General features: G+C 63.5%; 28 protein-coding genes. 5 read left to right on the forward strand and 23 right to left on the reverse strand.

Going from position 1 to position 23,592, the window contains the following annotated elements:
* Positions 1-241: 241 nt before the first annotated feature.
* The 3 genes from NKJ00_RS20475 to tesB all read right to left on the reverse strand — a co-directional run bounded on the left by NKJ00_RS20475 (position 242) and on the right by tesB (position 3,126).
* A complete protein-coding gene (locus tag NKJ00_RS20475; RefSeq protein ID WP_352630943.1) occupies positions 242-1,663 on the reverse strand; it encodes an ammonium transporter in 1,422 nt (473 codons plus the stop codon).
* A 31-nt stretch (positions 1,664-1,694) separates the two neighbouring features.
* Positions 1,695-2,033, reverse strand: a complete 339-nt coding sequence (locus NKJ00_RS20480) for a P-II family nitrogen regulator (RefSeq protein WP_013528889.1) — start codon at positions 2,031-2,033, stop codon at positions 1,695-1,697.
* 217 nt (positions 2,034-2,250) lie between these two features.
* Positions 2,251-3,126: an acyl-CoA thioesterase II gene (tesB, locus tag NKJ00_RS20485; RefSeq protein WP_352442082.1), complete on the reverse strand. Its 876-nt coding sequence runs from the start codon at positions 3,124-3,126 to the stop codon at positions 2,251-2,253.
* 97 nt (positions 3,127-3,223) lie between these two features.
* Between tesB and NKJ00_RS20490 the strand changes: the two genes are divergently transcribed.
* A complete protein-coding gene (locus NKJ00_RS20490) occupies positions 3,224-4,501 on the forward strand; it encodes a ubiquinone biosynthesis hydroxylase (protein ID WP_352630945.1) in 1,278 nt (425 codons plus the stop codon).
* A 240-nt stretch (positions 4,502-4,741) separates the two neighbouring features.
* Here NKJ00_RS20490 and NKJ00_RS20495 read toward each other — a convergent pair whose 3' ends face one another.
* The 3 genes from NKJ00_RS20495 to NKJ00_RS20505 all read right to left on the reverse strand — a co-directional run bounded on the left by NKJ00_RS20495 (position 4,742) and on the right by NKJ00_RS20505 (position 5,982).
* Positions 4,742-5,269 (reverse strand): hypothetical protein, encoded by a 528-nt coding sequence (locus NKJ00_RS20495; RefSeq protein ID WP_127297690.1) that lies wholly within the window; start codon positions 5,267-5,269, stop codon positions 4,742-4,744.
* A 138-nt stretch (positions 5,270-5,407) separates the two neighbouring features.
* Positions 5,408-5,764 carry a YciI family protein gene (locus tag NKJ00_RS20500; protein ID WP_352555134.1) on the reverse strand — a complete coding sequence of 119 codons (357 nt, stop codon included), beginning with the start codon at positions 5,762-5,764 and terminating at the stop codon, positions 5,408-5,410.
* Positions 5,761-5,982 carry a hypothetical protein gene (locus tag NKJ00_RS20505; protein WP_352555132.1) on the reverse strand — a complete coding sequence of 74 codons (222 nt, stop codon included), beginning with the start codon at positions 5,980-5,982 and terminating at the stop codon, positions 5,761-5,763. The genes NKJ00_RS20500 and NKJ00_RS20505 overlap by 4 nt, the downstream gene beginning before the upstream one ends.
* Before the next feature lie 220 nt (positions 5,983-6,202).
* On the opposite strand from NKJ00_RS20505, the gene NKJ00_RS20510 reads away from it, so the two are divergent.
* Positions 6,203-6,628 carry an OsmC family protein gene (locus tag NKJ00_RS20510; protein ID WP_352613001.1) on the forward strand — a complete coding sequence of 142 codons (426 nt, stop codon included), beginning with the start codon at positions 6,203-6,205 and terminating at the stop codon, positions 6,626-6,628.
* Between the two features lie 55 nt (positions 6,629-6,683).
* Here the strand turns inward: NKJ00_RS20510 and NKJ00_RS20515 are convergent, their stop codons facing one another.
* From NKJ00_RS20515 to NKJ00_RS20540, 6 genes are all read right to left on the reverse strand, one after another.
* Positions 6,684-7,313, reverse strand: coding sequence for a YceH family protein (locus NKJ00_RS20515; RefSeq protein ID WP_352613003.1), 630 nt, complete (start codon positions 7,311-7,313; stop codon positions 6,684-6,686).
* Positions 7,314-7,346: 33 nt separating this feature from the next.
* Complete coding sequence (locus tag NKJ00_RS20520; RefSeq protein WP_013528877.1) at positions 7,347-8,126, reverse strand: succinate dehydrogenase iron-sulfur subunit; 780 nt, start codon at positions 8,124-8,126, stop codon at positions 7,347-7,349.
* Positions 8,127-8,135: 9 nt separating this feature from the next.
* The gene (sdhA, locus tag NKJ00_RS20525; protein ID WP_352630947.1) at positions 8,136-9,971 is read right to left on the reverse strand and encodes a succinate dehydrogenase flavoprotein subunit; all 1,836 of its coding nucleotides are present in this window, start codon (positions 9,969-9,971) and stop codon (positions 8,136-8,138) included.
* A 1-nt stretch (position 9,972) separates the two neighbouring features.
* The gene (gene sdhD / locus NKJ00_RS20530; protein ID WP_352613007.1) at positions 9,973-10,368 is read right to left on the reverse strand and encodes a succinate dehydrogenase, hydrophobic membrane anchor protein; all 396 of its coding nucleotides are present in this window, start codon (positions 10,366-10,368) and stop codon (positions 9,973-9,975) included.
* A gap of 2 nt (positions 10,369-10,370) precedes the next feature.
* Positions 10,371-10,790 (reverse strand): succinate dehydrogenase, cytochrome b556 subunit, encoded by a 420-nt coding sequence (gene sdhC, locus NKJ00_RS20535; protein ID WP_128304249.1) that lies wholly within the window; start codon positions 10,788-10,790, stop codon positions 10,371-10,373.
* A gap of 260 nt (positions 10,791-11,050) precedes the next feature.
* On the reverse strand, positions 11,051-11,479 hold the full coding sequence (locus NKJ00_RS20540) for a hypothetical protein (RefSeq protein WP_352613009.1): 429 nt from the start codon (positions 11,477-11,479) through the stop codon (positions 11,051-11,053).
* A 262-nt stretch (positions 11,480-11,741) separates the two neighbouring features.
* Between NKJ00_RS20540 and NKJ00_RS20545 the strand changes: the two genes are divergently transcribed.
* The gene (locus tag NKJ00_RS20545) at positions 11,742-12,104 is read left to right on the forward strand and encodes a hypothetical protein (RefSeq protein WP_352613011.1); all 363 of its coding nucleotides are present in this window, start codon (positions 11,742-11,744) and stop codon (positions 12,102-12,104) included.
* A gap of 62 nt (positions 12,105-12,166) precedes the next feature.
* Here the strand turns inward: NKJ00_RS20545 and NKJ00_RS20550 are convergent, their stop codons facing one another.
* Both NKJ00_RS20550 and NKJ00_RS20555 read right to left on the reverse strand, forming a co-directional pair.
* The gene (locus NKJ00_RS20550; protein ID WP_352613012.1) at positions 12,167-13,384 is read right to left on the reverse strand and encodes a GGDEF domain-containing protein; all 1,218 of its coding nucleotides are present in this window, start codon (positions 13,382-13,384) and stop codon (positions 12,167-12,169) included.
* Between the two features lie 75 nt (positions 13,385-13,459).
* Complete coding sequence (locus tag NKJ00_RS20555; RefSeq protein ID WP_352613014.1) at positions 13,460-14,656, reverse strand: GGDEF domain-containing protein; 1,197 nt, start codon at positions 14,654-14,656, stop codon at positions 13,460-13,462.
* A gap of 159 nt (positions 14,657-14,815) precedes the next feature.
* On the opposite strand from NKJ00_RS20555, the gene NKJ00_RS20560 reads away from it, so the two are divergent.
* The gene (locus tag NKJ00_RS20560; RefSeq protein ID WP_127267369.1) at positions 14,816-15,133 is read left to right on the forward strand and encodes a hypothetical protein; all 318 of its coding nucleotides are present in this window, start codon (positions 14,816-14,818) and stop codon (positions 15,131-15,133) included.
* A 39-nt stretch (positions 15,134-15,172) separates the two neighbouring features.
* On the opposite strand, the gene leuC is transcribed toward NKJ00_RS20560, so the two are convergent.
* From leuC to rplS, 7 genes are all read right to left on the reverse strand, one after another.
* Entirely contained in the window at positions 15,173-16,582 is a 1,410-nt protein-coding gene (leuC, locus tag NKJ00_RS20565) for a 3-isopropylmalate dehydratase large subunit (RefSeq protein ID WP_127297674.1), read from the reverse strand.
* 271 nt (positions 16,583-16,853) lie between these two features.
* Positions 16,854-17,489, reverse strand: a complete 636-nt coding sequence (locus tag NKJ00_RS20570) for a class I SAM-dependent DNA methyltransferase (RefSeq protein WP_352630950.1) — start codon at positions 17,487-17,489, stop codon at positions 16,854-16,856.
* Between the two features lie 54 nt (positions 17,490-17,543).
* A complete protein-coding gene (locus NKJ00_RS20575; RefSeq protein WP_352555122.1) occupies positions 17,544-18,356 on the reverse strand; it encodes an amino acid ABC transporter permease in 813 nt (270 codons plus the stop codon).
* A gap of 210 nt (positions 18,357-18,566) precedes the next feature.
* Positions 18,567-19,364, reverse strand: a complete 798-nt coding sequence (locus NKJ00_RS20580) for a transporter substrate-binding domain-containing protein (RefSeq protein ID WP_128304255.1) — start codon at positions 19,362-19,364, stop codon at positions 18,567-18,569.
* A 176-nt stretch (positions 19,365-19,540) separates the two neighbouring features.
* Positions 19,541-20,044 carry a MarR family winged helix-turn-helix transcriptional regulator gene (locus NKJ00_RS20585; RefSeq protein WP_128304256.1) on the reverse strand — a complete coding sequence of 168 codons (504 nt, stop codon included), beginning with the start codon at positions 20,042-20,044 and terminating at the stop codon, positions 19,541-19,543.
* Positions 20,041-20,475, reverse strand: coding sequence for an organic hydroperoxide resistance protein (locus NKJ00_RS20590; protein ID WP_023811268.1), 435 nt, complete (start codon positions 20,473-20,475; stop codon positions 20,041-20,043). Before NKJ00_RS20590 ends, NKJ00_RS20585 begins: the two co-directional genes overlap by 4 nt.
* A 140-nt stretch (positions 20,476-20,615) precedes the next feature.
* Positions 20,616-21,164, reverse strand: a complete 549-nt coding sequence (gene rplS / locus NKJ00_RS20595; RefSeq protein WP_023811269.1) for a 50S ribosomal protein L19 — start codon at positions 21,162-21,164, stop codon at positions 20,616-20,618.
* 327 nt (positions 21,165-21,491) lie between these two features.
* On the opposite strand from rplS, the gene NKJ00_RS20600 reads away from it, so the two are divergent.
* Entirely contained in the window at positions 21,492-22,244 is a 753-nt protein-coding gene (locus NKJ00_RS20600) for a sulfite exporter TauE/SafE family protein (RefSeq protein ID WP_352555119.1), read from the forward strand.
* On the opposite strand, the gene trmD is transcribed toward NKJ00_RS20600, so the two are convergent.
* Together trmD and rimM are read right to left on the reverse strand one after the other, a co-directional pair.
* Entirely contained in the window at positions 22,226-22,930 is a 705-nt protein-coding gene (gene trmD, locus NKJ00_RS20605; RefSeq protein WP_352555118.1) for a tRNA (guanosine(37)-N1)-methyltransferase TrmD, read from the reverse strand. The genes NKJ00_RS20600 and trmD overlap by 19 nt on opposite strands.
* The gene (rimM, locus tag NKJ00_RS20610; RefSeq protein ID WP_352630954.1) at positions 22,927-23,526 is read right to left on the reverse strand and encodes a ribosome maturation factor RimM; all 600 of its coding nucleotides are present in this window, start codon (positions 23,524-23,526) and stop codon (positions 22,927-22,929) included. The genes trmD and rimM overlap by 4 nt, the downstream gene beginning before the upstream one ends.
* Positions 23,527-23,592: the final 66 nt, after the last annotated feature.

Here is a 23,592-nt window from a genome sequence, read left to right on the forward strand (position 1 = left end):
CCCTGTTGTTGGCACGAGCGTCAGAACGACGATCGCCTCCACTGTTCGGAACCAGAGCGGTCGTTGTTTCCTCAAAAAACCTGATCACCCGAACGTGATTGCGTGAAGCCGGGCATTGCCGGAACGGCTTGCCAAAAAAAGAGGCCCGGACATGATCCGGGCCTCAATGCGTGAACTCCTTTCGGGAGCGTCACGACGGGATGGGAGAATGCGGGGCGGCCGAGGCCGCCTCGCACAGGGCTTACGAGTGATAGGCCGCTTCGCCATGCGAGGTGAGGTCGAGGCCTTCGCGCTCTGCGTCGGCTGTCGGACGCAGGCCGATGATCAGGTCGACGATCTTGTAGAGGATGGCGCTGCCGATACCCGACCACAGCAAGGTCACCAGGACACCCTTGGCCTGCGCCAGGAGTTGTGTGGCCGTGCCGGCATAGCCGGCAGCAAAGTTGGCCGTCGAATAGTCGACAATGCCGGCGCCACCGAGGGCAGGATTGACCAGGATGCCTGTGCCGAGCGCGCCGATGATGCCGCCGATGCAGTGGACGCCGAAGACATCAAGGCTGTCGTCGTAGTCGAACGCGTTCTTCACCACCGAGACGAAGAAGTAGCAGACGAAGGTGGCGACGATGCCGAGCACGATGGCGCCCATCGGGCCGGCAAAGCCGGCAGCAGGCGTGACGGCGACGAGGCCGGTCACCGCACCCGAAACAGCACCAAGCATGGAGGCTTTGCCGCGCAGCAGCGATTCAAGCACGATCCAGGTCACCGCCGCCGCCGCCGTGGCGACGAAGGTATTGATCATGGCCAGCACCGCATAGGCGTTCGCTTCAAGGTTCGAACCGGCGTTGAAGCCAAACCAGCCGACCCACAGCAGCGAAGCACCGACCATGGTCAGCGTCATCGAGTGCGGCGCCATGAGATCCTTCTTGTAGCCGCTGCGCTTGCCGATCATGAGCGCGCCGACGAGGCCGGCAATGCCCGCATTGATGTGAACGACCGTGCCGCCGGCGAAGTCGATGGCGCCGAAGCTGAAGATGAGGCCGGTCGGATCGCTATAAGCGCTCGGGCCGCCCCAGAACCAGACCATATGAGCGATCGGGAAGTAGATGAAAGTGACCCACAGGATCACGAAAAGGATCAAAGCGGAGAATTTGACGCGTTCGGCGAAGGCGCCGACGATCAGGGCCGGCGTGATGCAGGCGAAGGTCATCTGGAAGACGACGAACACCAGTTCAGGAATGGCGACACCCTTGGTAAAGGTTTCCGACAGGGTCGTCACATCGACGCCGGAGAGAAACATCTTGGAAAGGCCGCCGACGAAGGCGTTGCCCGGGGTGAAGGCGAGGCTGTAGCCGTAGAAAACCCAGATGATCATGACCACGCTGGTGATGGTGAAGACCTGCATCAGCACCGACAGCATGTTCTTGCTGCGAACCAGGCCGCCGTAGAAAAGCGCAAGGCCGGGAACCGTCATCAACAGCACCAGAACGGTGGAAATCATCATCCACGTGGTGTCGCCCTTGTCGACGGTGAAAGCTGGCGCTGCTGCAGCCGCGGCGGGAGCCGCTTCCTGCGCGAATGCGGCGACCGTGCCCAATGCTCCGAGTGCGAACGAGCCCAGCAGCGCGGAGCGCGCCACTGACTTCAAGGTGGAAGGAATATTCATTGAACTCTCCATTGGAATACGTGATCGCCGCTCAGAGCGCGTCGGTGTCTGTTTCGCCGGTGCGGATGCGCACCGCCTGATCGATGCCGAAAACGAAGATCTTGCCGTCGCCGATCTGGCCGGTCTTGGCGGCGGCGGTGATGGCTTCGACGGCCTTGTCGACCATGTCGGCGCTGACCGCGACTTCGATCTTGATCTTCGGCAGGAAGCTGACCGCGTATTCCGCCCCGCGATAGATCTCCGTATGCCCTTTCTGACGCCCGTAGCCTTTGACTTCGGTGACGGTCAGGCCCTGGATGCCGACGGCGGTAAGCGCTTCGCGTACCTCGTCGAGCTTGAACGGCTTGATGATTGCCATCACGATTTTCATAAGGTTTCACCCTTTGCTGTTGCGGTCCCCCGCGTTTGCACACCTTCACCGATCCCAAAGAGCCGGAGAGTGCCCACAAGGATTCAAGCTCCGTGCCAAGTGCCGAAGCAGGGTGTTAACCCATTGTAAGCAAACAGTTTCGGGAGCGCACCGACGCAACCTGCCCACAGCTGCGGCGGTGCATCTGCTTAAAAGTTAGGCAATTTTTGGAAAATGCCTACTCTGCAGGCGGTCGCTTAAGCCGGATCAGCCCTTCCTGCGCAACCGAGGCGATCAGCGTGCCGTCGCGGGCAAATAGCGACCCGCGTGTAAAGCCGCGCGACCCCTGTGTCGACGGGCTGTCCTGCGTATAGAGCATCCAGTCGTCGAGCGCATGGCTGCGATGAAACCACATGGCGTGGTCGAGGCTCGCCGCCTGGATATCGCGATCGAAAATGGCGCGGCCATGCGCGAAGGTCGATGTGTCGAGCAGCGTCATGTCGGAGAGATAGGCGAGCACCGCCGCCTGGATGGCGCGGTCCGCCGGCACCGGACCGGTGGTGCGGATCCAGATATTCTGCTTCGGCTCCAGCTTTTCGCGGCTGGTGTAATGCTTCAGCATCACCGGTTTCATCTCGATCGGCCGGTCGCGCTCCCAGTAGCGTTTGATGCCATCGGGCACCGCCTCGCCGAATTTGCCCAGCAATTCGCGTTGCGACAGCAATGTGTCCGGCCCCGGAACGTCCTGCGGCATCGGCACCTGGTGCTCGAGACCGACCTCGTCCTGCTGGAACGAGGCTTCGAGCGAAAAGATCGCCTGGCCGTGCTGGACCGCCACCACGCGCCGCGTGGTGAAGGAGCCGCCGTCGCGAATACGGTCGACCTCGTAGACGATCGGCACCTTGGTGTCGCCGGGCCGCATGAAATAGCCGTGCAGCGAATGCACGTACCGATCGGGATCCACTGTCCGCTGCGCCGCCACGAGCGCCTGGGCGATGGTCTGGCCGCCGAACACGCGCTGCCAGTCGAGCAGCGGGCTGCGACCACGATACAGATTGTGTTCCAGCTTCTCGAGGTCGAGAATGCCGAGAAGCTCGTCCATAGCTGCCGTCATATTTCGCGCCCTCACCGCAGAAGTGTTATGGCGGTTTCCGACAGGACGGACAGGCAGTCAAGGGTGCAGGACCCGGCGGCGCGCAGGAGCGAAGATGATGGAACGCAAGGCGGACACGAAAACCGGGGCAAACGCGAAAACAAGATCTGGGCTCGATGTCCTGGTCGCCGGCGCCGGCTATGTCGGCCTGGCCGCCGCCGTATCGCTGAAGCAGGCGCGACCGGGTCTCGCCATCGCTCTCGTCGATGCCGCACCTGCTGGCGCCTGGCAAAGGGATGGCCGCGCCTCGGCCATTGCCGCCGCCGCCTGCCGCATGCTCGACCAGCTCGGCGTGTGGGCCGAGATCGTGCCCCAGGCGCAGGCGATCACCGAGATGATCATCACCGATTCGCGCACCGCCGATCCGGTGCGTCCGGCCTTCCTGACCTTCGACGGCGAAGTGGCGCCGGGCGAGCCTTTTGCGCATATGGTCGCCAACAGGGTGCTGAACGGCGCCTTGCGGGCCCGTGCCGAAAAACTCGGCATCGACATCATCGAAGGCGTCGCCGTGCAGGGGTTCGAGACCAACGGCGCCGGTATCACCGTGCATCTCGCCGACGGCGCGACGCTGAAGGCCCGGCTGCTGGTCGCCGCCGACGGCGTCAACTCGAAGCTGCGCGACATGGCCGGCATCAAGACGGTGAAGTGGGAATATGGCCAGTCCGGCATCGTCTGCACGGTGGCGCATGAACGCCCGCACAATGGTCGCGCCGAAGAGCATTTCCTGCCGGCTGGCCCCTTCGCCACATTGCCGCTCAAGCCCGGCGAGGACGGCACCAACCGCTCGTCGATCGTCTGGGTCGAACGTACGCCCGACGCCGAGAAGCTGGTGGCCGGTGACGATCTCCTCTTCGAACACGAACTCGAACAGCGCTTTGGCCTGAAGCTTGGCGAGATCCGCGCCGCCGACAAGCCGCGCGCCTGGCCGCTCGGCTTGACCATTGCGCGTGCCTTCGTCGCACCCCGCATCGCGCTCGCCGGCGATGCCGCCCACGGCATCCACCCGATCGCCGGCCAGGGCCTCAATCTCGGCTTCAAGGATGTCGCAGCCCTTGCCGAGGTGATCGTCGAGGCCGACCGGCTCGGCCAGGATATCGGAGCGCTCGACGTGCTCGAGCGCTACCAGCAGTGGCGCCGCTTCGACACGGTGCAGATGGGTGTCACCACCGACGCGCTGAACCGGCTGTTTTCCAACGATATCGGCCCGCTGCGCACCGTCCGCGACATCGGCCTCGGCCTCGTCGAACGCATGCCGCGCCTGAAGGAATTCTTCATCCGCCAGGCGTCGGGACTGTCCGCCGGCACGCCAAGACTGTTGAAGGGCGAGGCGATTTGACCCGCCGCCAGCATCCCCAACGTCGTCATCCTTGAGCGTAGCGACGCGAAGCGGAGCGAAGACCCAAGGATCCATCCCGCGACCTTGGCTGAAGAATGCAGCGGAGCAGAATTCTGCACCGTGGTGACGCGTTTGAGTCGCGGCATGGATCCCGGGGTCTGCGCCGCGTCGCTTCGCTCCTTGCTCCGCCCCAGGATGACGAAAGCGATGGGCGTTTCCGCCAATCGCCAAGGTATGCGATCAATTGACCTCAAAACCCAGCTTTTGCCGCAGCCGCAATATCCTCTGGTCGGATATTTCGAGGCGTTTCTCGCCGCCCTGGGCGGCGCGGTTGACCATCTGCAGCAGATCGTTTCGCTCGGCGACATCCAGACGCTCGCGCAGGAACGGCGCCAGCTTGTCGATGACGATTGTGGTGTCGTCGATCTGTGACGCCGCCCATTTGGCGTAGACCACCGCTTCGTCCGTTTTCTTCTTGTCGGCGATCTCGGAAATCACCGCGCGGATGACGGCCTCGCGCTGCGGCAGGATGGGCCCATCCTCGGAGACGATTGACGTGATCAGCGTAGCCGCCGCTACGACCGGATCATCGATCGCCGTCAGCGGCGACAGCGCCGCCTGCTTGCGCAGCTTCTTGCGGCGGATGTTGCCCTGTACGCGCCCGACAACGTCCGCAACCTCACGAGCCGCGTCGTTCATTGCCTTCATCCGATACCACCAGAACGCCGCCGCGCCCATCACGCCAAGGAGAGCAATCAGGAAAGGCATGTCGAAATCCCCAAGAACCCCGGCGACGATAGGAGAACTCTCGCCTTGCTTCAACACGCAAAAGTTGCGCACGAAATGAACCAGGACGATCGTTCAGTCGAATGTCTTGGTTTCCGCGTGGCTGTAGCACATGGCGGGCTATGACCCCGGCACATCGTAGATCGCCCGCACCTCGATGGTGCCTATTTCGGCCAGCGGGATCTCGCCGGCGATCTCCAGCGCCTGGTCGAGATTGTCGGCCTCGATCATGACGAAGCCGAGCAACTGCTCCTTGGTTTCGGCGAACGGGCCGTCGGTGATCAGCCGCTTGCCCTGGCGTCGCCGTAGCGTCTTCGACGTCTTCACCGATTGGAGCGCCTGTGCGACGATCAGCATCCCACGCTGATCCAATGACCGGTCATGAGCCATGGAATCGGCATCGAGCTTGGCCAGACGCTCCGGCGTCATGGCATGGAGGTCGTTTTCCTCGCCATAGACCAGACAGACATATCTCATTTCCAGCTCCTTTGCTGTGACGAACCATAGGCGATCACGATATCGGTTGAGTCCTTGCCGGCAGCAACATGATCGAGAAGGCTGACCGCAATGCCGATAATGGCAACTGCCGCAAGCAGCCGGCCGAAGCCGGAGGGCGGCACATGCAGCGGGTCGCTTTCCCCTAGATCAGCCCTTCGGCCGGTGCTTGTCCAATGGGCAGAAAACAGATTGTTCATCCGAACCTCCATCCGCCACGAGAATCCGTGGTCCCCGCAGGACGGTCGGGGCCGATGCAAGTCGACATTTTTGCACGCACATTTTTTCAAAAAAAGATTCGGCGCGGTCCGCCGGCGCTGCATGCGCGCGCAAACAGCGCGGTGGCCTTCCCTCGCGCCCGCGCTATAGTTGGGAGGAACGCCGCCTGGCCGGCGCCACCGCTGTAACAAGGAGGAATTCATGGACCGCACCGCAAACGCCATCTGGAAAGGCGATCTGAAAGGGGGCACAGGCACGCTCGACACCCAGAGCGGGACCCTGAAAGGCACGCCCTATTCGTTCAAGGCACGCTTCGAGGACGAAAGCGGCAAATCCGGCACCAATCCGGAAGAACTTATCGCCGCCGCGCACGCCGGCTGCTTTGCCATGCAGTTTTCGCATTTCCTGGCCGAGAACGGCACCCCCGCCGCCGAACTCGACGCCAAAGCCGTGGTGACGCTGGTTCCCGGCACGGGGATCACCGGCAGCGCCCTCACCGTGGTCGGCAAGGTGCCGGGCGTCGATGCGGCGAAATTTGGGGAGTTGGCCGAGAAGGCCAAGGCCGGATGCCCGGTCTCGAAGGCGCTCGGCGCCATAAACGTATCGCTCGACGCCAGGCTCGGCTGAAAACGCTGCATCCAGTGTGAAGACCCGGCGCGAACGCCCAGGCGCGCGCCGGGACCTATGCTCCCAGCGCGTCCAGCCGGGCGCGAAGTGCGGCGACTTCCTGCTCCAGTGCGTCTAGCCGGGCTTCCAGGTCGGAAGCAGGCAGGGCCGATGCACTCCGCTGCGCCGAAAGGGCTGCAACGTCCATCGGGCCGCTCAGCAGATGCACGTAGCGGTCCTCGCGCTGGCCCGGTCCTCGCGGGATTTCCTGGATGAGTGGCGGCCGACGTCCGATCAGCATGTCGAGTTCGGCGCGCAGATCTTCGATCGATGAGAACCGCGCCATGCGCTCGCCCCGCGCCGACAATTCATGGGCGGTCTGCGGCCCACGCAGCAACAGCAAGCCGATCAAAGCGGTCTGCGGCGTGGTCAGCGAGAAGCGCTGCGCCATCTGGTGCTCGTAGCGCTCGACACGCGAACCGAACATCTGCCTCACCAGCCCCTTTTGTTCGAGCAGCTTCAGGCCCCGGTGCACCTCGGTCTGCTCCAGCGCCATTACCGGCTCACGCGCCGTCTTCTGGTTGGCGGCGGCCAGTGCTGAATTCAGCGTGAGCGGATAGACATCCGGCGTCAGCTCCTTCTTCTCGATCAGGCAGCCGAGCACACGGGCTTCTACCAGGGAAAGGATGGGAAGATCATCGCTCATTGGATTTGCTTTCGCCAGCAACCGACCGCCAGCCTAAACCCTTCTCTCAACCATCATCTTCTTGATCTCGGCGATCGCCTTGGCCGGGTTGAGGCCCTTGGGGCAGGTCTGCGCGCAGTTCATGATGGTGTGGCAGCGATAGAGCCGGAACGGATCTTCGAGGTTGTCGAGCCGCTCGCCGGTGGCCTCGTCGCGGCTATCGATCAGCCAGCGATAGGCCTGCAAGAGCGTTGCCGGGCCGAGATAGCGGTCGCCGTTCCACCAATAGCTCGGGCACGAGGTCGAGCAGCAGGCGCACAATATGCATTCGTATAGCCCGTCGAGCTTCTCGCGGTCCTCGTGGCTCTGCAGCCACTCCTTGGCCGGCTCCGGCGACACCGTCTTCAGCCAGGGCTGGATCGAGGCATGCTGGGCGTAGAAATTGGTGAGGTCCGGCACAAGATCCTTGACCACCTGCATATGCGGCAGCGGGTAGACTTTTACCGCGCCGGAAATGTCGTCGCAGCCCTTGGTGCAGGCGAGCGTGTTGGAGCCGTCGATGTTCATGGCGCAGGAGCCGCAAATGCCTTCGCGGCAGGAACGCCGCAAGGTCAGTGTCGGGTCGATCTTGTTCTTGATCCACAGCAGCGCGTCGAGCACCATCGGCCCGCAATCGTCCATGTCGACGAAATAGGTGTCGATGCGCGGGTTCTCGTCATCGTCCGGCGACCAGCGGTAGATGCGGTATTCCCGCAGATTGGTGGCGCCCTCCGGCTTCGGCCAGGTCTTCCCCGGCTTGATCTGCGAATTCTTCGGGAGCGTGAGTTCAACCATGTTCGATCCTCAATACACTCTGGCCTTGGGCGCGATCTTGGCGAGGCTGATGCCGCCGTCCTTTTCAGCCAGCTGCGGCTCGGTGTGCACCGGCCGGTAGGAGAGCGTCACCTTGCCGTCTTCGCTCAGCCTGGCCAGCGTATGCTTGCGCCAGACCGCGTCGTCGCGCGCCGAAAAGTCCTCGCGTGCGTGCGCGCCACGGCTCTCCTTGCGCGCCTCGGCGCTGTAGACCGTGGTGATGGCATTGGCCATCAGGTTTTCCAGCTCCAGCGTCTCGACCAGATCGGAGTTCCAGATCATCGAGCGGTCGGACACTTTGATGTCCTTCAACTCGCCCCAGATCTGCGAAACCCGCTTGCAGCCGCTTTCGAGGGACTCCTGCGTGCGGAATACGGCCGCGTCTTCCTGCATCGCCTTCTGCATCTTCTCGCGCAGCACCGCCGTCGGCGTCGAGCCATTGGCGTGGCGGAGCCGGTCGAAGCGGTCCATGATCTTTTCGACCGAGGCTTCGTTGGGCGAAGGGATGGCCGATTTGCGGTCGATGACCTGGCCGGCCCGGATAGCCGCCGCGCGGCCGAACACCACAAGATCGATCAGCGAATTCGAACCGAGCCGATTGGCGCCATGCACGGAGGCACAGCCGGCTTCGCCGACAGCCATCAACCCGGGCGACACCTGGTCGGGATTGAGCGCCGTCGGATTGAGCACCTCGCCCCAGTAATTGGTCGGCACGCCGCCCATATTGTAATGCACCGTCGGCAGCACCGGGATCGGCTCCTTGGTCAGGTCGACACCGGCAAAGATCTTGGCCGATTCCGAAATGCCCGGCAGCCGCTCATGCAGGACGGCGGGATCGAGATGGTCGAGATGTAGGAAGATGTGGTCCTTGTTCTTGCCGACGCCGCGGCCCTCGCGGATTTCCAGCGTCATGCAGCGCGAGACGACGTCGCGCGAGGCAAGGTCCTTGGCCGACGGCGCATAGCGCTCCATGAAGCGCTCGCCCTCGGAATTGACGAGATAGCCGCCCTCGCCGCGCGCACCCTCGGTGATCAGGCAGCCGGCGCCATAGATGCCGGTCGGGTGGAATTGCACGAACTCCATGTCCTGCAGCGGAAAGCCGGCACGCGCTGCCATGCCGCCGCCGTCGCCGGTGCAGGTGTGTGCCGAGGTGGCCGAGAAATAGGTGCGGCCATAGCCGCCGGTCGCCAGCACCACCATCTTGGCGGAGAAACGGTGGATGGTGCCGTCATCGAGGTTCCAGGCAAGAACGCCGGTGCAGGTGCCGTCCGGCTCCATGATCAGGTCGAGCGCGAAATACTCGATGAAGAACTGCGCATTGTTCTTCAGCGACTGGCCGTAAAGCGTGTGCAGGATGGCATGGCCGGTGCGGTCGGCGGCGGCACAGGTGCGCTGCACCGGGGGACCTTCGCCGTAATTCATCATGTGGCCGCCGAAGGGCCGCTGGTAGATCTTGCCCTCTTCGGTGCGCGAAAACGGCACGCCGTAATGTTCGAGCTCGTAGACCGCGGCCGGCGCTTCGCGCACCAGATATTCCATGGCGTCGACATCGCCCAACCAGTCCGAGCCCTTGACGGTGTCGTACATGTGCCACTGCCAGGAATCGGGACCCATGTTGGACAGCGAGGCGGCAATGCCGCCTTGCGCCGCCACCGTGTGCGAGCGGGTCGGGAACACCTTGCTGATGCAGGCGGTGCGCAGGCCCTGTTCGGCCATGCCGAGCGTGGCGCGCAGGCCGGCGCCGCCGGCGCCAACGACCACCACGTCAAACTTGTGGTCGACATAAGTGTAGCCAGCGCTGTTGGCTTGTGTCGCGTCCTTGGCCAACTCAGCCTCCGAATGTCAGCTTGAGCAGGGCGAAGATCGAGGCGACGCCGACCGCTATGGGAAAAAATGTATTGAGCGCGATCAGCGCCAGCTTCATGCCTTCGCCATGCACGTAATCCTCGATGATCACCTGCATGCCGATCCGCATATGGATGAGCCCGGAGATGAGCACCAGGGCCATCACCAGCGCCACGAACGGGTTGGCAAGAGCTGCCCGCACATGTGCGTAGTCGGCGCCGTTGAGCGCGATCAGGAAGCCGACGAAGAACAGGATCAGCGGGATGTTGGCGATCGCGGTGAGGCGTTGGCGCCAGAAATGCCCGGTGCCTTCGCGGGCGGAGCCGAGGCCGCGGACCCTCGCCAGCGGCGTGCGCATGTCGGTGTTTTTGCCGCTCATGATCAGGCTCCCCGCGCCATAGTGCCGGCGATCCAGATCAGCAGGGTGAGCAGGATCGAGCCGGCCAGCGTCGCCCAGGCGATCTTCGAGGCGGTATGCTTCTCCAGACCCGCGCCGGTGTCCCAGACCAGATGGCGCACGCCACCCAGCATATGGTGCATCAGCGCCCAGGTGTAGCCGAACAGGATGAGCCGGCCGAGCCAGGTGCCGAAGGCCCAATTGGCCCAATCGAACGTCGCCTGCGAGCTTGCCGCCGCCATCAGCCACAGGGCGACCAGCAGCGTGCCGAAATACAGCGCGCCACCGGTGATGCGGTGAATGATCGACATCGTCATGGTGATCGGTGGCCGGTACACGGTGAGGTGCGGCGAAATCGGCCGTTCACGTCTGACAAATTCGCGGGTGGCTGGTGATTTGCTCATGGCTCCCCCAGTTCGGCGTCTCTCTGGAGCCTCAGGTGGAAATGCGGCATTGCCGCTTCCGGTTGCGACTTCGGACAGCCGGTTTCTAATGCTCTTTTTGCACCGCGTCAAAGCCAGAAAACCGTTTCGAAAACGTAATTTAGTCTGACTAAAAGGCCTGCTTGAGCTTCAATCGATTAGGCCGGGAGGCCTGAAGCCGGCTCGATATCGCTGCAGTGCAACATGTCTGGCCCAAGGGCCCAGCGATGTTGAGATTGGCGCTAGCGTTTGCAGGTCTGCGGCGTCGACCCCTTCTTCATCACCAGCGCCTCGCGTCCGTCGATCACGATTGCGTCATGCGTGGCCGTCTGGTAGCGGCTGGTCTGGTTGGCGGGCGACGCCGCAAACTCCTCGGTCGCGCCGTCGGACCCGACCACACGCAACGACGTGCCAAGATTTTGGATGGAAATGATACCGTTGTTGCCGCATCTGTAGGTGGCCGCGCCTATGCCGGATCGCGGCGCGGTAAGGTCGGTGATGATCTTGATTGCAGCTGCCGGAGGCGCCGCGGCTTCGACGGACTGCTGAGCCGGTGCAGGTGAGACGACGACGGTATTGGCCGGCTTCGGCGCGCTGTCCTGCGGCACACAGGCAGCGACGACACCGAGCAACGGGAAAACGGACACCCAAATCGGCCGGCGTAGCGCCATATGCTGTCCTCCCGCGCGGCAAACCAGCCGCGATGCTTTGTCCAGATCAACGTCGTCGCGACGCCGGGGCGGACGCCGCCGCGATGGTGCGGCCGAGCATGGCCGAATGATGGCCACCGGGTTTTCCATCCAGTCGGATATTAACGGATATTAACCATGTTTACCGAGACATCGCCGCCAAACGCACCGGCCTCTTAACAAAGGTTAAGAAAACGTTAATTTCTGATTCGAGGAGGCTTTCCCTCAAGACACGGAGGACGCCATGCGTTCGAATTCGGGCAGATCGCGCTTTGCGGCGCTCATCGTGGCGGCCTCGGTCGTTGGCCTTGCAGCGCCAGCGCTCGCCGGCGCCCGGCATCAGGATCGTGTCTACGCTGATTCCTTCGGCAACCTCGTCGTCGACAGCGCCGCCGGCTACAAGCGCATTATCGTCGGCGAAGGCAGGCTGGCCAAGCAGCTATCCGACTACACCAGCGCCGGCCAGCCCAAGGTGATCTACGAGAACGAAGCCGACGAGATCAGCGGATACAGCGATTGCTACCGGCCGCCGGTGCTGGTGAAGGGCCGCTCCTATATGTACGGTCTCTCCGACGGCGAGATGCCCGAGCTCAGCCCCTGCCGCTAGCCTCTTTGTCTGGACGCAATTTCCAAGGGAAAGCGCTATGCGCTTTTCCCGGGAAAACCGTTTCACACTTTTCCTGAAATTGCTCTGGCTTCCATTCCGGCTGACGACCAATTGCCGGCAGGCCCGGCGGAGACGCGCACGCAATCGCGCCCGGCATTCTTCGCCTGATAGAGCGCCTGGTCGGCGCGCCGCATCAGATCGGCAAAGTCTTCGCTCGGATGAAGTTCGGCGACGCCGAAGCTCGCGGTGCAGCGGTTGTCAGCCGGCAGCCCGTCGATGGGCAGCCCGCCAAAGGCGCTGCGCGTGCCCTCGGCGAACAGCCGCGCCGCGGCAAGGTTGGTTCCCGGCAGGATGATGGCGAACTCCTCGCCGCCGATGCGGCCGGCAACGTGATGCGCGGCGGCGGCTTCGCGCAGGAAGCCTGCAAAAATCTCGATCACCCGGTCGCCTGACGCATGGCCGAAACTGTCGTTGACGCTCTTGAAATGATCGAGGTCGGCAATGACCAGCGCGACCGGCACGCCTTGCCGCATCGCGCCAAGCACCGCCAGCTCGGCATGGCGGGTGAAGCCGCCGCGGTTGAGCAGGCGCGAAAGCGTGTCCGTCTCCGACTTCGACGTCACTTCGGCAAGCACGTCGCGAACCAGGATGGCCAGCATCAGCAGCGCCAGCGCCAGCGCAAAGACAGTGCCGAGCGATTGCGACACCAGCGCGTAGTTGCTTTGCAGATAGGCCTGCGGATTGGCGCCCCAGCCGCCGAGCGCATGCGCGATGAACGGCTTGGAGGCAAACTGCAGGCCGCTCGCCGCCAGCACGGCCATCAATATGCGATCGAGACGGTCAAGCTTTTGCCTCGATGACCAGACGATGGCCAGCCCGACGAACTGCATGACCGCATAGGGAAGCTGGTAAGCCATGATGCGGATGAGCGACTGGCGAGGCAGGTCCTGCACGAAATACACGGCTATGGTGGTGGCCAACAGGAAAAACAGCATCGGCTTCCAGGGCGGCGCCACGCCGTATTTGCGGGCAAGCCCGCCATTGAACGCAATGGTGGCGCCAAGGAAGACCGCGAAGGCGGCAACGACCGGGAGCCGCGCGTCGGCAAAAGCGGGAATGGAGAATTCGATGGCCGAATAGGCCATGCCCAGCAGATAGCCAAATGCCAGCCAGCGCGCCGGCGCCCGGCCGACATCGTGGAAGGCGACCGCCATGAAGGATGCCGCCAGCAGGCCGGCAACCGACAGATTGATCAACAGGATGAAGTTGGCGCCGCTCATGTTCTCCCGCACCCGCGCCGACAGCTAATCATCGACGGGCGAAGAAGACGTTAACGCCGTCCCGGCCGGACAGATTCAGCCGGTCTTGAGCGGCTCCGGCAGGAACGCCGTTTCCGGCCGCTCATAGGACAGGCGTACACTGTCACGGCCGTTCTTCTTGGCTTTGTAGAGCGCATCGTCGGCACGGCGCATCAGCGGCTCCAGCGCCTCGCCACCGCTGCGGGCCGCCACGCCGAAGCTTGCCGTCACCTTCGTTCCCTGGGGAAGCCCGTCGACATGGCCGGCCGAATAGACGGTGCGCACCGCTTCGGCGAACAGCCGCGCCGCCGCAAGATCGCTGAGGGGCAGCAGCACCGCGAATTCCTCGCCGCCGATACGCCCGGCAACACCGCGCGCGCCGGCCGCCGACCGAAGCTTGGCGGCGAAGTCGGCGATCACCCGATCGCCCGCCCCATGCCCATGCACATCGTTGAGCGCCTTGAAGTGATCGAGGTCGGCCAGCACCAGCGCGACCGGGAACCGGGCCGAGGCGCAGTGCTGCAAGAGCCGCATGCCTCGCTCCTCGAAGCCACGCCGGTTGAGCAGGCCCGACAGGGGGTCGGTATAGGTCTCGGTCTTCAATGCCTTCAGCACGTCGAGTGCCGCGGCGGAAAACAGGCACAGCGCGATGAGCAGCGAGAGCAGCGCGTGCGACAGCAGCGCCGTCGTCCAGTAGGACGAGCCATAGAACCCGTCATAGCTGGCGAAGGGCCCATGCGCGATGACGACGGCAAGGGTGCGCACGAAGAAATTGACGCCCGACAGCAGCGACAGCACGAACAGGATTTTTTCGGTCGGGCCGTTGTTGCGTACCGGGCGCAGTTCGGCGGCAACCAGAAGGCTGATACCGCCGAATGCGAAATTCATCGCCAGGATGCGCCAGGTGAGATCCGGCGCGACGAACAGGAACCAGCATAACGACGCCAGGCCGCCGCCCGCCAACACGGCGATCCCCACAGAGGGCACCTTGCGGCCATAACGGTGGATGACGGCGCTGGACAGGCAGCAGGCAGCGATGGTGAAGCAGATGTTCGACGTAAGCTTGGTCAGCGGCATCCCGATGGGCAAGGTGAAATACTGGAGCAGGAAGCCAGCCGCCGAGAGACTGTAGCTGATCGCCAGAACGGCCAGATAGGGGCGGTGGCGCTGATAGGACCATAGCACAAGGAACGCCGCGCCGAGCGCCAGCGCGATCGTCGGGTTGAGCAGCGCAATGAGCAGACCCGTGTCCAACCGACTGTGACTTCCCCTAGCTTACGTCAGGGAAGAGCTTAGAGGGCAAGCCCAAACAAGCGGTTAAGCCATGCGGCAAGCAGGACCGCCGCCTCAAAATAATGTCAGGGAACCGCAGACCCCAGCCAGCGTTCCTCCGTTCACAATCTGGAGCGACCCATGGCCGACACAATCACACTGACCGACCACGACGCGATCCGCTCATGGGCTGCCGGGCGCGCCGGCTTTCCCGCAATCGTCGACATATCGCCGGAGGCGGGGACGCAGCCCATGTTGAGGCTGGTCTTCGGCCAGCACGCCTATCAGGATCAGGACCAGCCTGAACGGCCGCTCAATGCGGGAGGCTATGAACTCGTCGAATGGGACGAATGGTTCAAGCTCTTCGAGGAACAACAGCTTGCGCTTGTGGTCGCCGCCGAACAGCCGGGACGCCGCGAGGAGTTCCACGAACTCGTCCGCCGCGACGGAAAGAGCTGACCCGAGCCGGGCGCGGCTCGGGTTCTGTTCAAATCCGGGTTACTTCCACTCCCGGATGTCGACGAAGTGGCCGGCGATCGCCGCCGCGGCCGCCATCGCCGGCGACACCAGATGGGTGCGGCCCTTGAACCCTTGCCGGCCCTCGAAATTGCGGTTCGAGGTCGAGGCGCAGCGTTCATGCGGCTTCAGCCGGTCGTCGTTCATGGCCAGGCACATCGAACAGCCCGGCTCGCGCCAGTCGAAACCGGCGGCGACAAAGATCTTGTCGAGGCCTTCGGCTTCCGCCTGTTCCTTGACCAGTCCGGAGCCCGGCACGATCATCGCGTCGACATGCGGGCTGACCGTCTTGCCTTCGACCACCTTGGCGACGGCGCGCAGATCTTCGATGCGGCCATTGGTGCAGGAACCGATGAAGACGCGATCGAGCGTGATGTCGGTGATCTTGGTGCCCGGCGTCAGACCCATATAGTCGAGCGCGCGCTGCTTGGAGGTGCGCTTGTTTTCATCGGCGATGTCGTCCGGGTTCGGCACGATGCCTTGCACCGACACCACATCCTCGGGCGAGGAGCCCCAGGAGACGATCGGCGGCAGCTTGGCCGCGTCGAGCACGATCACCTTGTCGAAATGCGCGCCCTCGTCGGACTGCAGCGTCTTCCAGTATTCGAGTGCCGCATCCCAGGACGCGCCCTTCGGCGCGCGAGGCTTGTCCTTGACATAGGCGAAGGTCGTCTCGTCGGCGGCGATAAGGCCGGCGCGCGCACCGCCTTCGATCGACATGTTGCAGATCGTCATGCGGCCTTCCATCGACAGCGCACGGATCGCCTCGCCGGCGTATTCGATGACATAGCCAGTGCCGCCGGCGGTGCCGATCTCGCCGATGATGGCCAGGATGATGTCCTTGGCGGTGACGCCCTGCGGCAGCTGGCCGTCGACACGCACGAGCATGTTCTTGGCCTTGCGCTGGATCAGCGTCTGTGTCGCCAGAACATGCTCGACCTCGGACGTGCCGATGCCATGCGCCAGCGCGCCGAAAGCGCCATGCGTCGAGGTGTGGCTGTCGCCGCAGACGATGGTCATGCCGGGCAGAGTAAAGCCCTGCTCCGGACCGATGATGTGGACGATGCCCTGGCGAATATCATTCTCGGAATAATATTCGACGCCGAAATCCCTGGCGTTCTTGGCCAGCGCCTCGACCTGGATACGGCTTTCCTCGTTCTTGATGCCGAACTTGCGCTCGGGTGAGGTCGAGACATTGTGATCGACCACGGCCAGCGTCTTTTCCGGATGTCGGACTTTACGGCCGGTCATGCGCAGGCCTTCGAAGGCCTGCGGGCTGGTCACTTCATGGACCAGGTGGCGGTCGATATAGAGCAGGCAGGTGCCGTCGTCCTGGCGGTCGACGACATGGTCGTCGAAAATCTTGTCGTAGAGGGTGCGCGGTGCGCTCATGTGCGTAAATCCGTCGATATGAGAATGGGAAAGAGCAGACGCCTGACTTGCGGCCCGGCGAAAACGACCTGAACAGGTCGGCCTAGGGTAGTCGGCTGGTCAGCGCCCCGGACACGCGCGCGGAAAAGCGCGACGGCAGGCGTTTCCTGTCCTGCAGCACGAACCCCTTGTAGGCCGGATCGCCAAAAAGCTCTTCCATGGCGTGGCTCATACCAATGTTTTGGGTTTTCGGCAATTGCGGCGTGTCTTCGCAGAATCCAAACCTCTCCGCTCAGATCACTTCAAACACAAACGTCCTCACCAGCGCTTCGGGCTCGGCGATCGCATAGCAGCGGAACCACGGGCTTTCCTCGACCGGTCGCCATTTCCCAGCTTGCTCCAGCTCATCGAACACGGCTTGAAAGCCGCCACTTTCGAACACCTGGTCACGCACGGTGAAGATGGCATGGCCACCCTTGCGGGTGATGCGCACCAACTCGTGCAGGCTAGAGGCCGGCGCATGGCTGATGGTGAACACGCCGGTCGAGAAGAAGGCGCGGAAGTGGCCGTCAGGCCATGGCAACGTGTCGCCTAGCATTGCCTGCTTCAGTTCGCTGTAGGCATTGCGGCTGCCGGCGATCTTCAGCATATCGTGCGAGAGGTCCAGCCCCGCAATGTCGCGGTAACCGAGCGCCTTCAGCGACGGTCCCGACAGGCCGGTGCCGCAGCCGGCATCGAGCAAGGGGCCATCGCCCGCCGGCACATGGCGCGCCACCCAGGCGGTGATCAGGAAAGGCAGGAGGTAGCCGAGCGAGGCGGTCTCGCTGTCATAGGTCGCAGCCCACGCGGCATAGGCCTCCTCAAGCGCTTCCGGCGTGTCGGCCGTGTAGACGGAATCCAGCGCCGCATTGGCTTTGTCGACGATCATGGGACCTCCTCAAAGGGAATGCTCGGGGATCGTAATGCTGTCTTCGCCGAAAAACTATTCCTCGTGCTGGCGGCGCAGCCGCCGCTCCAGCGTCCTAAGCGCCAGCGACAGGCCGACGGTCAGGATGAGATAGATATAGGCCGTTATCGAATAGGTCTCGAAGAAGCGAAAGGAGCCGGCGGCGTAGACCTTGCCCATCTGCGTGATGTCGGCAACGCCGAGCACCGAGACCAGCGAGGAATCTTTGACCAAAGCGACGAAATCATTGCCGAGCGGCGGCAGGATGGTGCGGATCGCCTGTGGGAACACGATCAGCCGGAAGCGCTGAGCGCGGGTCAGCCCAAGCGCCTTCGCCGCCTCGATCTGGCCCTTCTCCACCGACTGGATGCCGGCCCGGAAAACCTCCGAGATGAAAGCCGAATAGCCGATGGTCAGCGCCATGATGGCGCGCCAGAGCAGCGACACGTCGCGCACCAAAAGCTCGCCGAACAGGCCGGCACTTTGCAGCGGCGCGGTCAGCGCGTTCCAAGCCGCGACGAAGGCCGGTGCACCGGCAAAGGCGATCCAGAACAGAAGCACCAGGATCGGCACGCCGCGGATGATCTCGACATAAAAGCGCGCGATCTGGCGCAGCCAGCGCGAGCCGGACATTCCCATCAGCGCGATGCCGAGACCCATGGCCGAAGCCAGCACGAAGGCAATCACGGTGACGAAGATGGTGACGCCGATGCCCTTGGCGACCGTGGCAAACACCTGGGTATAGAGGTTGCTGGTGGCGACGAAGACGGCCACCGCGATGGCGAGGGTTACGGCAACGACGAGCCACCAGGGGAAGTCGGCTTTGGAGGAAGAGCAAGGGACCTGCATCAGAAGGATTGCGCCAAGGCACCCCCCTCTGGCCTGCCGGCCATCTCCCCCGCAAGGAGGGAGATTGGCAGCTTCAATGCCCGCGCCTTTTCTTCAATGCTGGAGGTACGCGAAGGCAGGGCGGACAGCTGATCTCCCCCCTTGCGGGGGAGATGCCCGGCAGGGCAGAGGGGGGTGTTCAAGCGCCGTGTCTGCGTGAGGTTCAGCGAACTACTGCCCCATCTTGTAATCAAGAAACCATTTCTTGTTCAGTGCATCCAGCGTCCCGTCAGCCTTCAACGCCGCGATGGCCGCGTTGACCGGCTTCACCAGGTCCGAACCCTTCGGAAAGATAAACCCAAAATCCTCGGTACCGAGCGGCCCGCCGATCAGCTTCAATTTGCCCTCGGAGGCGTCGACATAGCCTTTGCCGGCGGTGCCATCGGTCAAAACAACATCGACGTCGCCTGATTTCAGTGCCTGCACGGTCGCGCCGAACGTCTCGAACAGTTTGATGCGCGGGTTCTGCTCATTGCCGTCGAGCACGCTGTACACGGCGGTATAGAAGGGCGTGGTGCCGGCCTGCGCGCCGACCAGCCCGTCCTTGAAGGCGCCGAAGGTCTTGGCGTCGGTGAAGCGGCTCTCATCGCCGCGCACCAGCATGAACTGTTCCGAGCGCATATAGGGGTCGGAGAAATCGACCTTCTCCTTGCGGTCGTCCTTGATGGTGATGCCGGTCATGCCAATGTTGTACTGGTTGTCGGAAACCGCCTGGATCATCGCGTCCCAGGAAGTGTTCTGGTACTCGACCGTGAAATTGAGCCGCTTGGCGATCTCGTTCATCGCGTCATATTCCCAGCCGATCTGTTTGCCGGTCTTGGCATCGATGAACTGCAGCGGCGGATAGGCGTTTTCGGTCACAACCACCACCTTCTTGCCGCCGAGGTCGGGCAGCGCCTGCGCGAAGGCGGCAACGGGTGCCAGGACGAGGGCAAGCAGGCCCGCCAGCAGCAGTTTCGATTTGGTCATGACACACTCCCCGGGAATTGATGACCCGGGCATGGCCGGGCTTGCAGGAAAATCCGGCGCCGACTTTAGCTTTCCGCAAGCGTCATGCAAGACGCTCTGCCGTGTCGCCTGGGGCGAAATCGGATTCCAATGCTCTCGATCGGAAGATTCCGGGAGATCCGTGCCTTGGCCGGCGGTCAGTCAGCCGCCGGTGCCTTGGCGTCCGTCTCGCGCAGCCCAGCAATGAGCTTGGCCAGGATGCGGTGCAGGCCATCCAGTTCGACCGCGCTGAGGCGGGGAAATTGGCAGAGTATCTGGACAGCAACGTCTTTGGCGGGCCCGCGTAGCGACTGTCCCTTGGCTGTCAGCTCCAGAAGCACCCGGCGCTCGTCGGCAGCGTCGCGCCGGCGGGTGATGAAGCCGCCCGCCTCCAGCCGTTTGAGCAGGGGTGTCAGCGTCGCCGAATCGAGACCCAGCACCTCGCCGAGTCCACCCACCGTGCGTGGCGCTCGCTCCCACAGCGCCATCATCGCCAGATATTGCGGATAGGTGAGGCCGAGCGGTTCGAGCAACGGCCGGTAGAGCCGTGTCATCAGCCCGCTAGCCGAATAGAGGGCGAAGCAGATCTGTTCGTCGAGTTTCGGCACCCCGGCGAAATCCGCCGAGGCCTGCGTGGTATCGTCCGTCTGTTTTGTGTTCATGCTGCCTTTGCCGGAAGCGCCTTAGCCGAAAGCGCCACCTCGATGTTGCCCTTGATGGCGTTGGAATAGGGGCAAACCTGGTGCGCCGCCGATACAAGCGCTTCCGCCGCCGCCTGATCAAGACCTTTTGTTTCCGCTGCCAGCGAAACGCCGAGCACAAATCCGCCCTGCGCATTGCTGTGCAGGCTGACATTTGCCGTCACCGAGGCATCCTGCAGCGGCAGTTTCTGCTTGCCGGCGATGAAGCGCATGGCGCTTTCGAAGCAGGCGGCATAGCCGGCGGCGAAAAGCTGTTCGGGATTGGTGGCGCCACCTTTGCCGCCAAGCTCCTTGGGCATGGCAAGATCGAGGCTGAGCAAGCCATCGTCGCTCTGGACATGGCCGGCACGGCCGCCGACGGCGCGGGCTTGGGTAGAATACAATGCAGGCATTTCATTTCTCCATTTAAATCGCGTACGATTGTTTAGTACACGATGTAAATCGAGTCAACCGCCGACTTTCCCGCCAGCCAGCCCCCCGGAAACGAAAAAGGCGGCCGAAGCCGCCTTTTCAAACTTGCTCGTCGGAAAACTTATTCGGCGGTGGCTGCTTCGGCTGCCTTTGCGGCTTCAGCTGCCTCGGCGGCGGCCTTCTTCTCGGCGGCGTCCTGAGCGGCCTTCTCGACGGCCAGGGCCTCGGCGGCTGCCACCTTCTCGGCCTCGATGCGGGCCTTCTCGGCGTTCAGAGCATCGCGCTCCTCGTCGTTCAGCTTGCGGGCGCGCACGCCGGTGTTTTCCGAAATACGGGCCGATTTGCCGCGACGATCGCGCAGGTAGTAGAGCTTGGCGCGACGCACCTTGCCGCGGCGAACGATTTCAACGCCTTCAACCATCGGCGAGTAGACCGGGAACACGCGCTCGACGCCTTCGCCGTAGGAAATCTTGCGAACCGTGAAGTTCTCCTGGAAGCCGGCGCCTGCGCGGGCGATGACGACGCCCTCATAGGCCTGGACGCGGGTGCGGGTGCCTTCGGTCACGCGGACCTGGACGCGCACGGTGTCGCCGGGCTGGAATTCGGGAAGCTTGCGCTTGGCTTCGATCTTGGCGGCCTGTTCGGCCTCGAGCTGACGGAGAATATCCATCTCAAAAGTCCACTTCTTGTTCTTCCGACAGTCAGAGCGTCCGACACTCGCCTTGCAGTTCCATTGACCGCTTGGCTATGCCCTTTGTCTCCAAGACATTTGTCTTTGAAACATCAGGCAGGGGCGACTACACCGTCATTGTTGACGGGTCCGGCAGATTCTTTCTGGCCGGTACGGGCGGGCACATACAGCTATTTCGCCGCTTTGTCACGCCTTGGCAGCGCATTTTCTGCTCGCATGGCACCATCGTAATCCTGCCGTGCCGGGTTGCGCCGGTCGTTCAGGCTTTCTAAGCCTGAAATAACACAGTTTGAGCGGCCGCAATTCATGTCTGTCTTCGATGCCATCCTGCTCTTTCTGGCGGGCTTTCTGTCAGGCGCCGCCAATGCGGTCGCCGGTGGCGGCACCTTCATCACCTTCGGCGCCATGACGTTGGTCGGCCTGCCGCCGATCGTCGCCAACGCCACCTCCTCGGTGACGCAATTTCCGGGCTACATCACCTCGACGCTCGCCTATTCGGCCGATATCAGGCATTTCTGGCGCGGCGCGCTGCTGCTCTGTCTGATCTCGGCGATCGGGGCGCTGGCCGGCGCGCTGATCCTACTGGCGCTCGACAATCCCTCGTTTCGCGCTCTGGTGCCGTGGCTGCTCTTGGCCGCGACGGCCCTGTTCGCCGCCGGCCCCTGGCTGAAACCAGTGCCGAAGCCCGGTCATGAAGCGGCGGTGGGCTCGCTCGCCGGCTCCCTGGCGCAGTTTCTCACCGCCATCTATGGCGGCTTCTTCGGCGCCGGCATGGGCGTGATGATGCTGGCGACGCTCGGCCTGACACAAGCCGGCGACTACCACCGGCTGAACGCGTTGAAGAACATGCTGGCCATGGTCATCGCCGCTGTCGCGATCGTCGTCTTCGTCTCGGGCGGCGTCGTCGCCTGGCCGCAGGCGATCATCATGATCCCGGGCGGCGCGCTCGGCGGCTATGCCGGCGTCTGGATCGCCAAGCGCGTGCCGCAAAACGCGGTGCGCGGCTTCGTCGTCGCCGTCGGCCTGTTTCTGGCTTTCTATTACTTTTGGAAAGGCTGAGCGGCGGCGCCCAACAAATCAGGACGCCGCTCTTTCGTCAGCGCTTCCGACTGCGCCCGCCGCCATGCGGCGATCTTCTTATGATTGCCCGAAATCAGCACATCGGGAATCTCGCGTCCCTCGAACTCCTGCGGCCGCGTGTAATGCGGATGTTCAAGCAGGCCGTTTTCGAAACTCTCCTCCTCGCCCGACACGGCGTTTCCCATCACACCGGGCAACAGCCGCACCACGGCATCCAGCAGCACAAGCGCTGCCGGCTCACCGCCAGAGAGGATGTAGTCGCCGATCGAGACTTCCTCTAATCCCCGCGCGTCGATCACCCGCTGGTCGACGCCTTCGAAGCGGCCGCACAGGATGACGGCGCCAGGCCCTGCGGCCAGTTCGCGCACGCGCGCCTGCGTCAGCGGTTTGCCGCGCGGGCTCATCAACAGCCGTGGCCTTGCGTCGCCTTCCGGCGAAGCATGGTCGATCGCCCTGGCCAGGACATCGGCACGCATCACCATGCCGGCACCGCCGCCAGCCGGCGTGTCGTCGACGGTGCGATGGCGGTCGGTGGCGAAGTCACGGATCTGGATCGCCTCCAGCGACCACGTGCCGGCCTCGAGCGCCCGGCCGGCCAACGACAGGCCGAGCGCGCCGGGAAACATCTCGGGGTAAAGCGTCAGCACCGAAGCGGAAAAACTCACCGGTTGCCCCCGGCATCGCTCGGTCCGCGCGGCCTGCCCTTCGGATCGAAGTCTTCCTCTCGCGGGCCGTCGCCATCCTCGTCCTCGACAAGTCCGGCCGCCGCCGGGTCGACACGGACGAAGCCTTCGGCGATCGACACTTGCGGCACGGCAGCCTGTGTGAACGGGATCAGCACGCCCTTGCGCCCGCCCAGCGTCACGTCGAGAATGTCGCCGCCGCCGAAATTGTGCACCGCGACGATCTTGCCGAGTGCGGCACCCGTCTCGTCGCGGACTTCGAGGCCGACGAGGTCGGCATGGTAGAACTCGTCTTCCTCGCCGTCGTCCGGCAGCATCGAACGGTCGACGAACAGCTCCGTGCCGGCCAGCGCCTCGGCCGCGTTGCGGTCGGCAACGCCCTTGAAGCGGACCACGACGACGGTGTTGGCGGGCCTGATGTCGATGATCTGGAAGGCGCGGCCGTCACGGGCGTAGAGCGGGCCGTAGTTGGCCAGCGCCAGCGGTTCACCGGTGAAGGTCTTCACCCGCAATTCGCCCTTGATGCCATGGGCGGCGCCGATCACGGCCATCTGGACAGGGTTATGGGGCTTGCTCATGGCGCTAAATCCTTTGGCTTTGCTCTAACGCTCCCCGATCGTCATTTCAATGACGCGCTCTTCACC

The sequence above is a fragment of the Mesorhizobium sp. M0227 genome (assembly GCF_040321855.1).
Lineage (GTDB): Bacteria > Pseudomonadota > Alphaproteobacteria > Rhizobiales > Rhizobiaceae > Mesorhizobium.

Coding starts and splice junctions, on each gene's coding strand:
- NKJ00_RS20475 (WP_352630943.1), bottom strand. CDS start 1,663: ATGAATATTCCTTCCACCTTGAAGTCAGTGGCGCGCTCCGCGCTGCTG.
- NKJ00_RS20480 (WP_013528889.1), bottom strand. CDS start 2,033: ATGAAAATCGTGATGGCAATCATCAAGCCGTTCAAGCTCGACGAGGTA.
- tesB (WP_352442082.1), bottom strand. CDS start 3,126: ATGACGGCAGCTATGGACGAGCTTCTCGGCATTCTCGACCTCGAGAAG.
- NKJ00_RS20490 (WP_352630945.1), top strand. CDS start 3,224: ATGGAACGCAAGGCGGACACGAAAACCGGGGCAAACGCGAAAACAAGA.
- NKJ00_RS20495 (WP_127297690.1), bottom strand. CDS start 5,269: ATGCCTTTCCTGATTGCTCTCCTTGGCGTGATGGGCGCGGCGGCGTTC.
- NKJ00_RS20500 (WP_352555134.1), bottom strand. CDS start 5,764: ATGAGATATGTCTGTCTGGTCTATGGCGAGGAAAACGACCTCCATGCC.
- NKJ00_RS20505 (WP_352555132.1), bottom strand. CDS start 5,982: ATGAACAATCTGTTTTCTGCCCATTGGACAAGCACCGGCCGAAGGGCT.
- NKJ00_RS20510 (WP_352613001.1), top strand. CDS start 6,203: ATGGACCGCACCGCAAACGCCATCTGGAAAGGCGATCTGAAAGGGGGC.
- NKJ00_RS20515 (WP_352613003.1), bottom strand. CDS start 7,313: ATGAGCGATGATCTTCCCATCCTTTCCCTGGTAGAAGCCCGTGTGCTC.
- NKJ00_RS20520 (WP_013528877.1), bottom strand. CDS start 8,126: ATGGTTGAACTCACGCTCCCGAAGAATTCGCAGATCAAGCCGGGGAAG.
- sdhD (WP_352613007.1), bottom strand. CDS start 10,368: ATGAGCGGCAAAAACACCGACATGCGCACGCCGCTGGCGAGGGTCCGC.
- sdhC (WP_128304249.1), bottom strand. CDS start 10,790: ATGAGCAAATCACCAGCCACCCGCGAATTTGTCAGACGTGAACGGCCG.
- NKJ00_RS20540 (WP_352613009.1), bottom strand. CDS start 11,479: ATGGCGCTACGCCGGCCGATTTGGGTGTCCGTTTTCCCGTTGCTCGGT.
- NKJ00_RS20545 (WP_352613011.1), top strand. CDS start 11,742: ATGCGTTCGAATTCGGGCAGATCGCGCTTTGCGGCGCTCATCGTGGCG.
- NKJ00_RS20550 (WP_352613012.1), bottom strand. CDS start 13,384: ATGAGCGGCGCCAACTTCATCCTGTTGATCAATCTGTCGGTTGCCGGC.
- NKJ00_RS20560 (WP_127267369.1), top strand. CDS start 14,816: ATGGCCGACACAATCACACTGACCGACCACGACGCGATCCGCTCATGG.
- leuC (WP_127297674.1), bottom strand. CDS start 16,582: ATGAGCGCACCGCGCACCCTCTACGACAAGATTTTCGACGACCATGTC.
- NKJ00_RS20570 (WP_352630950.1), bottom strand. CDS start 17,489: ATGATCGTCGACAAAGCCAATGCGGCGCTGGATTCCGTCTACACGGCC.
- NKJ00_RS20575 (WP_352555122.1), bottom strand. CDS start 18,356: ATGCAGGTCCCTTGCTCTTCCTCCAAAGCCGACTTCCCCTGGTGGCTC.
- NKJ00_RS20580 (WP_128304255.1), bottom strand. CDS start 19,364: ATGACCAAATCGAAACTGCTGCTGGCGGGCCTGCTTGCCCTCGTCCTG.
- NKJ00_RS20585 (WP_128304256.1), bottom strand. CDS start 20,044: ATGAACACAAAACAGACGGACGATACCACGCAGGCCTCGGCGGATTTC.
- NKJ00_RS20590 (WP_023811268.1), bottom strand. CDS start 20,475: ATGCCTGCATTGTATTCTACCCAAGCCCGCGCCGTCGGCGGCCGTGCC.
- rplS (WP_023811269.1), bottom strand. CDS start 21,164: ATGGATATTCTCCGTCAGCTCGAGGCCGAACAGGCCGCCAAGATCGAA.
- NKJ00_RS20600 (WP_352555119.1), top strand. CDS start 21,492: ATGTCTGTCTTCGATGCCATCCTGCTCTTTCTGGCGGGCTTTCTGTCA.
- rimM (WP_352630954.1), bottom strand. CDS start 23,526: ATGAGCAAGCCCCATAACCCTGTCCAGATGGCCGTGATCGGCGCCGCC.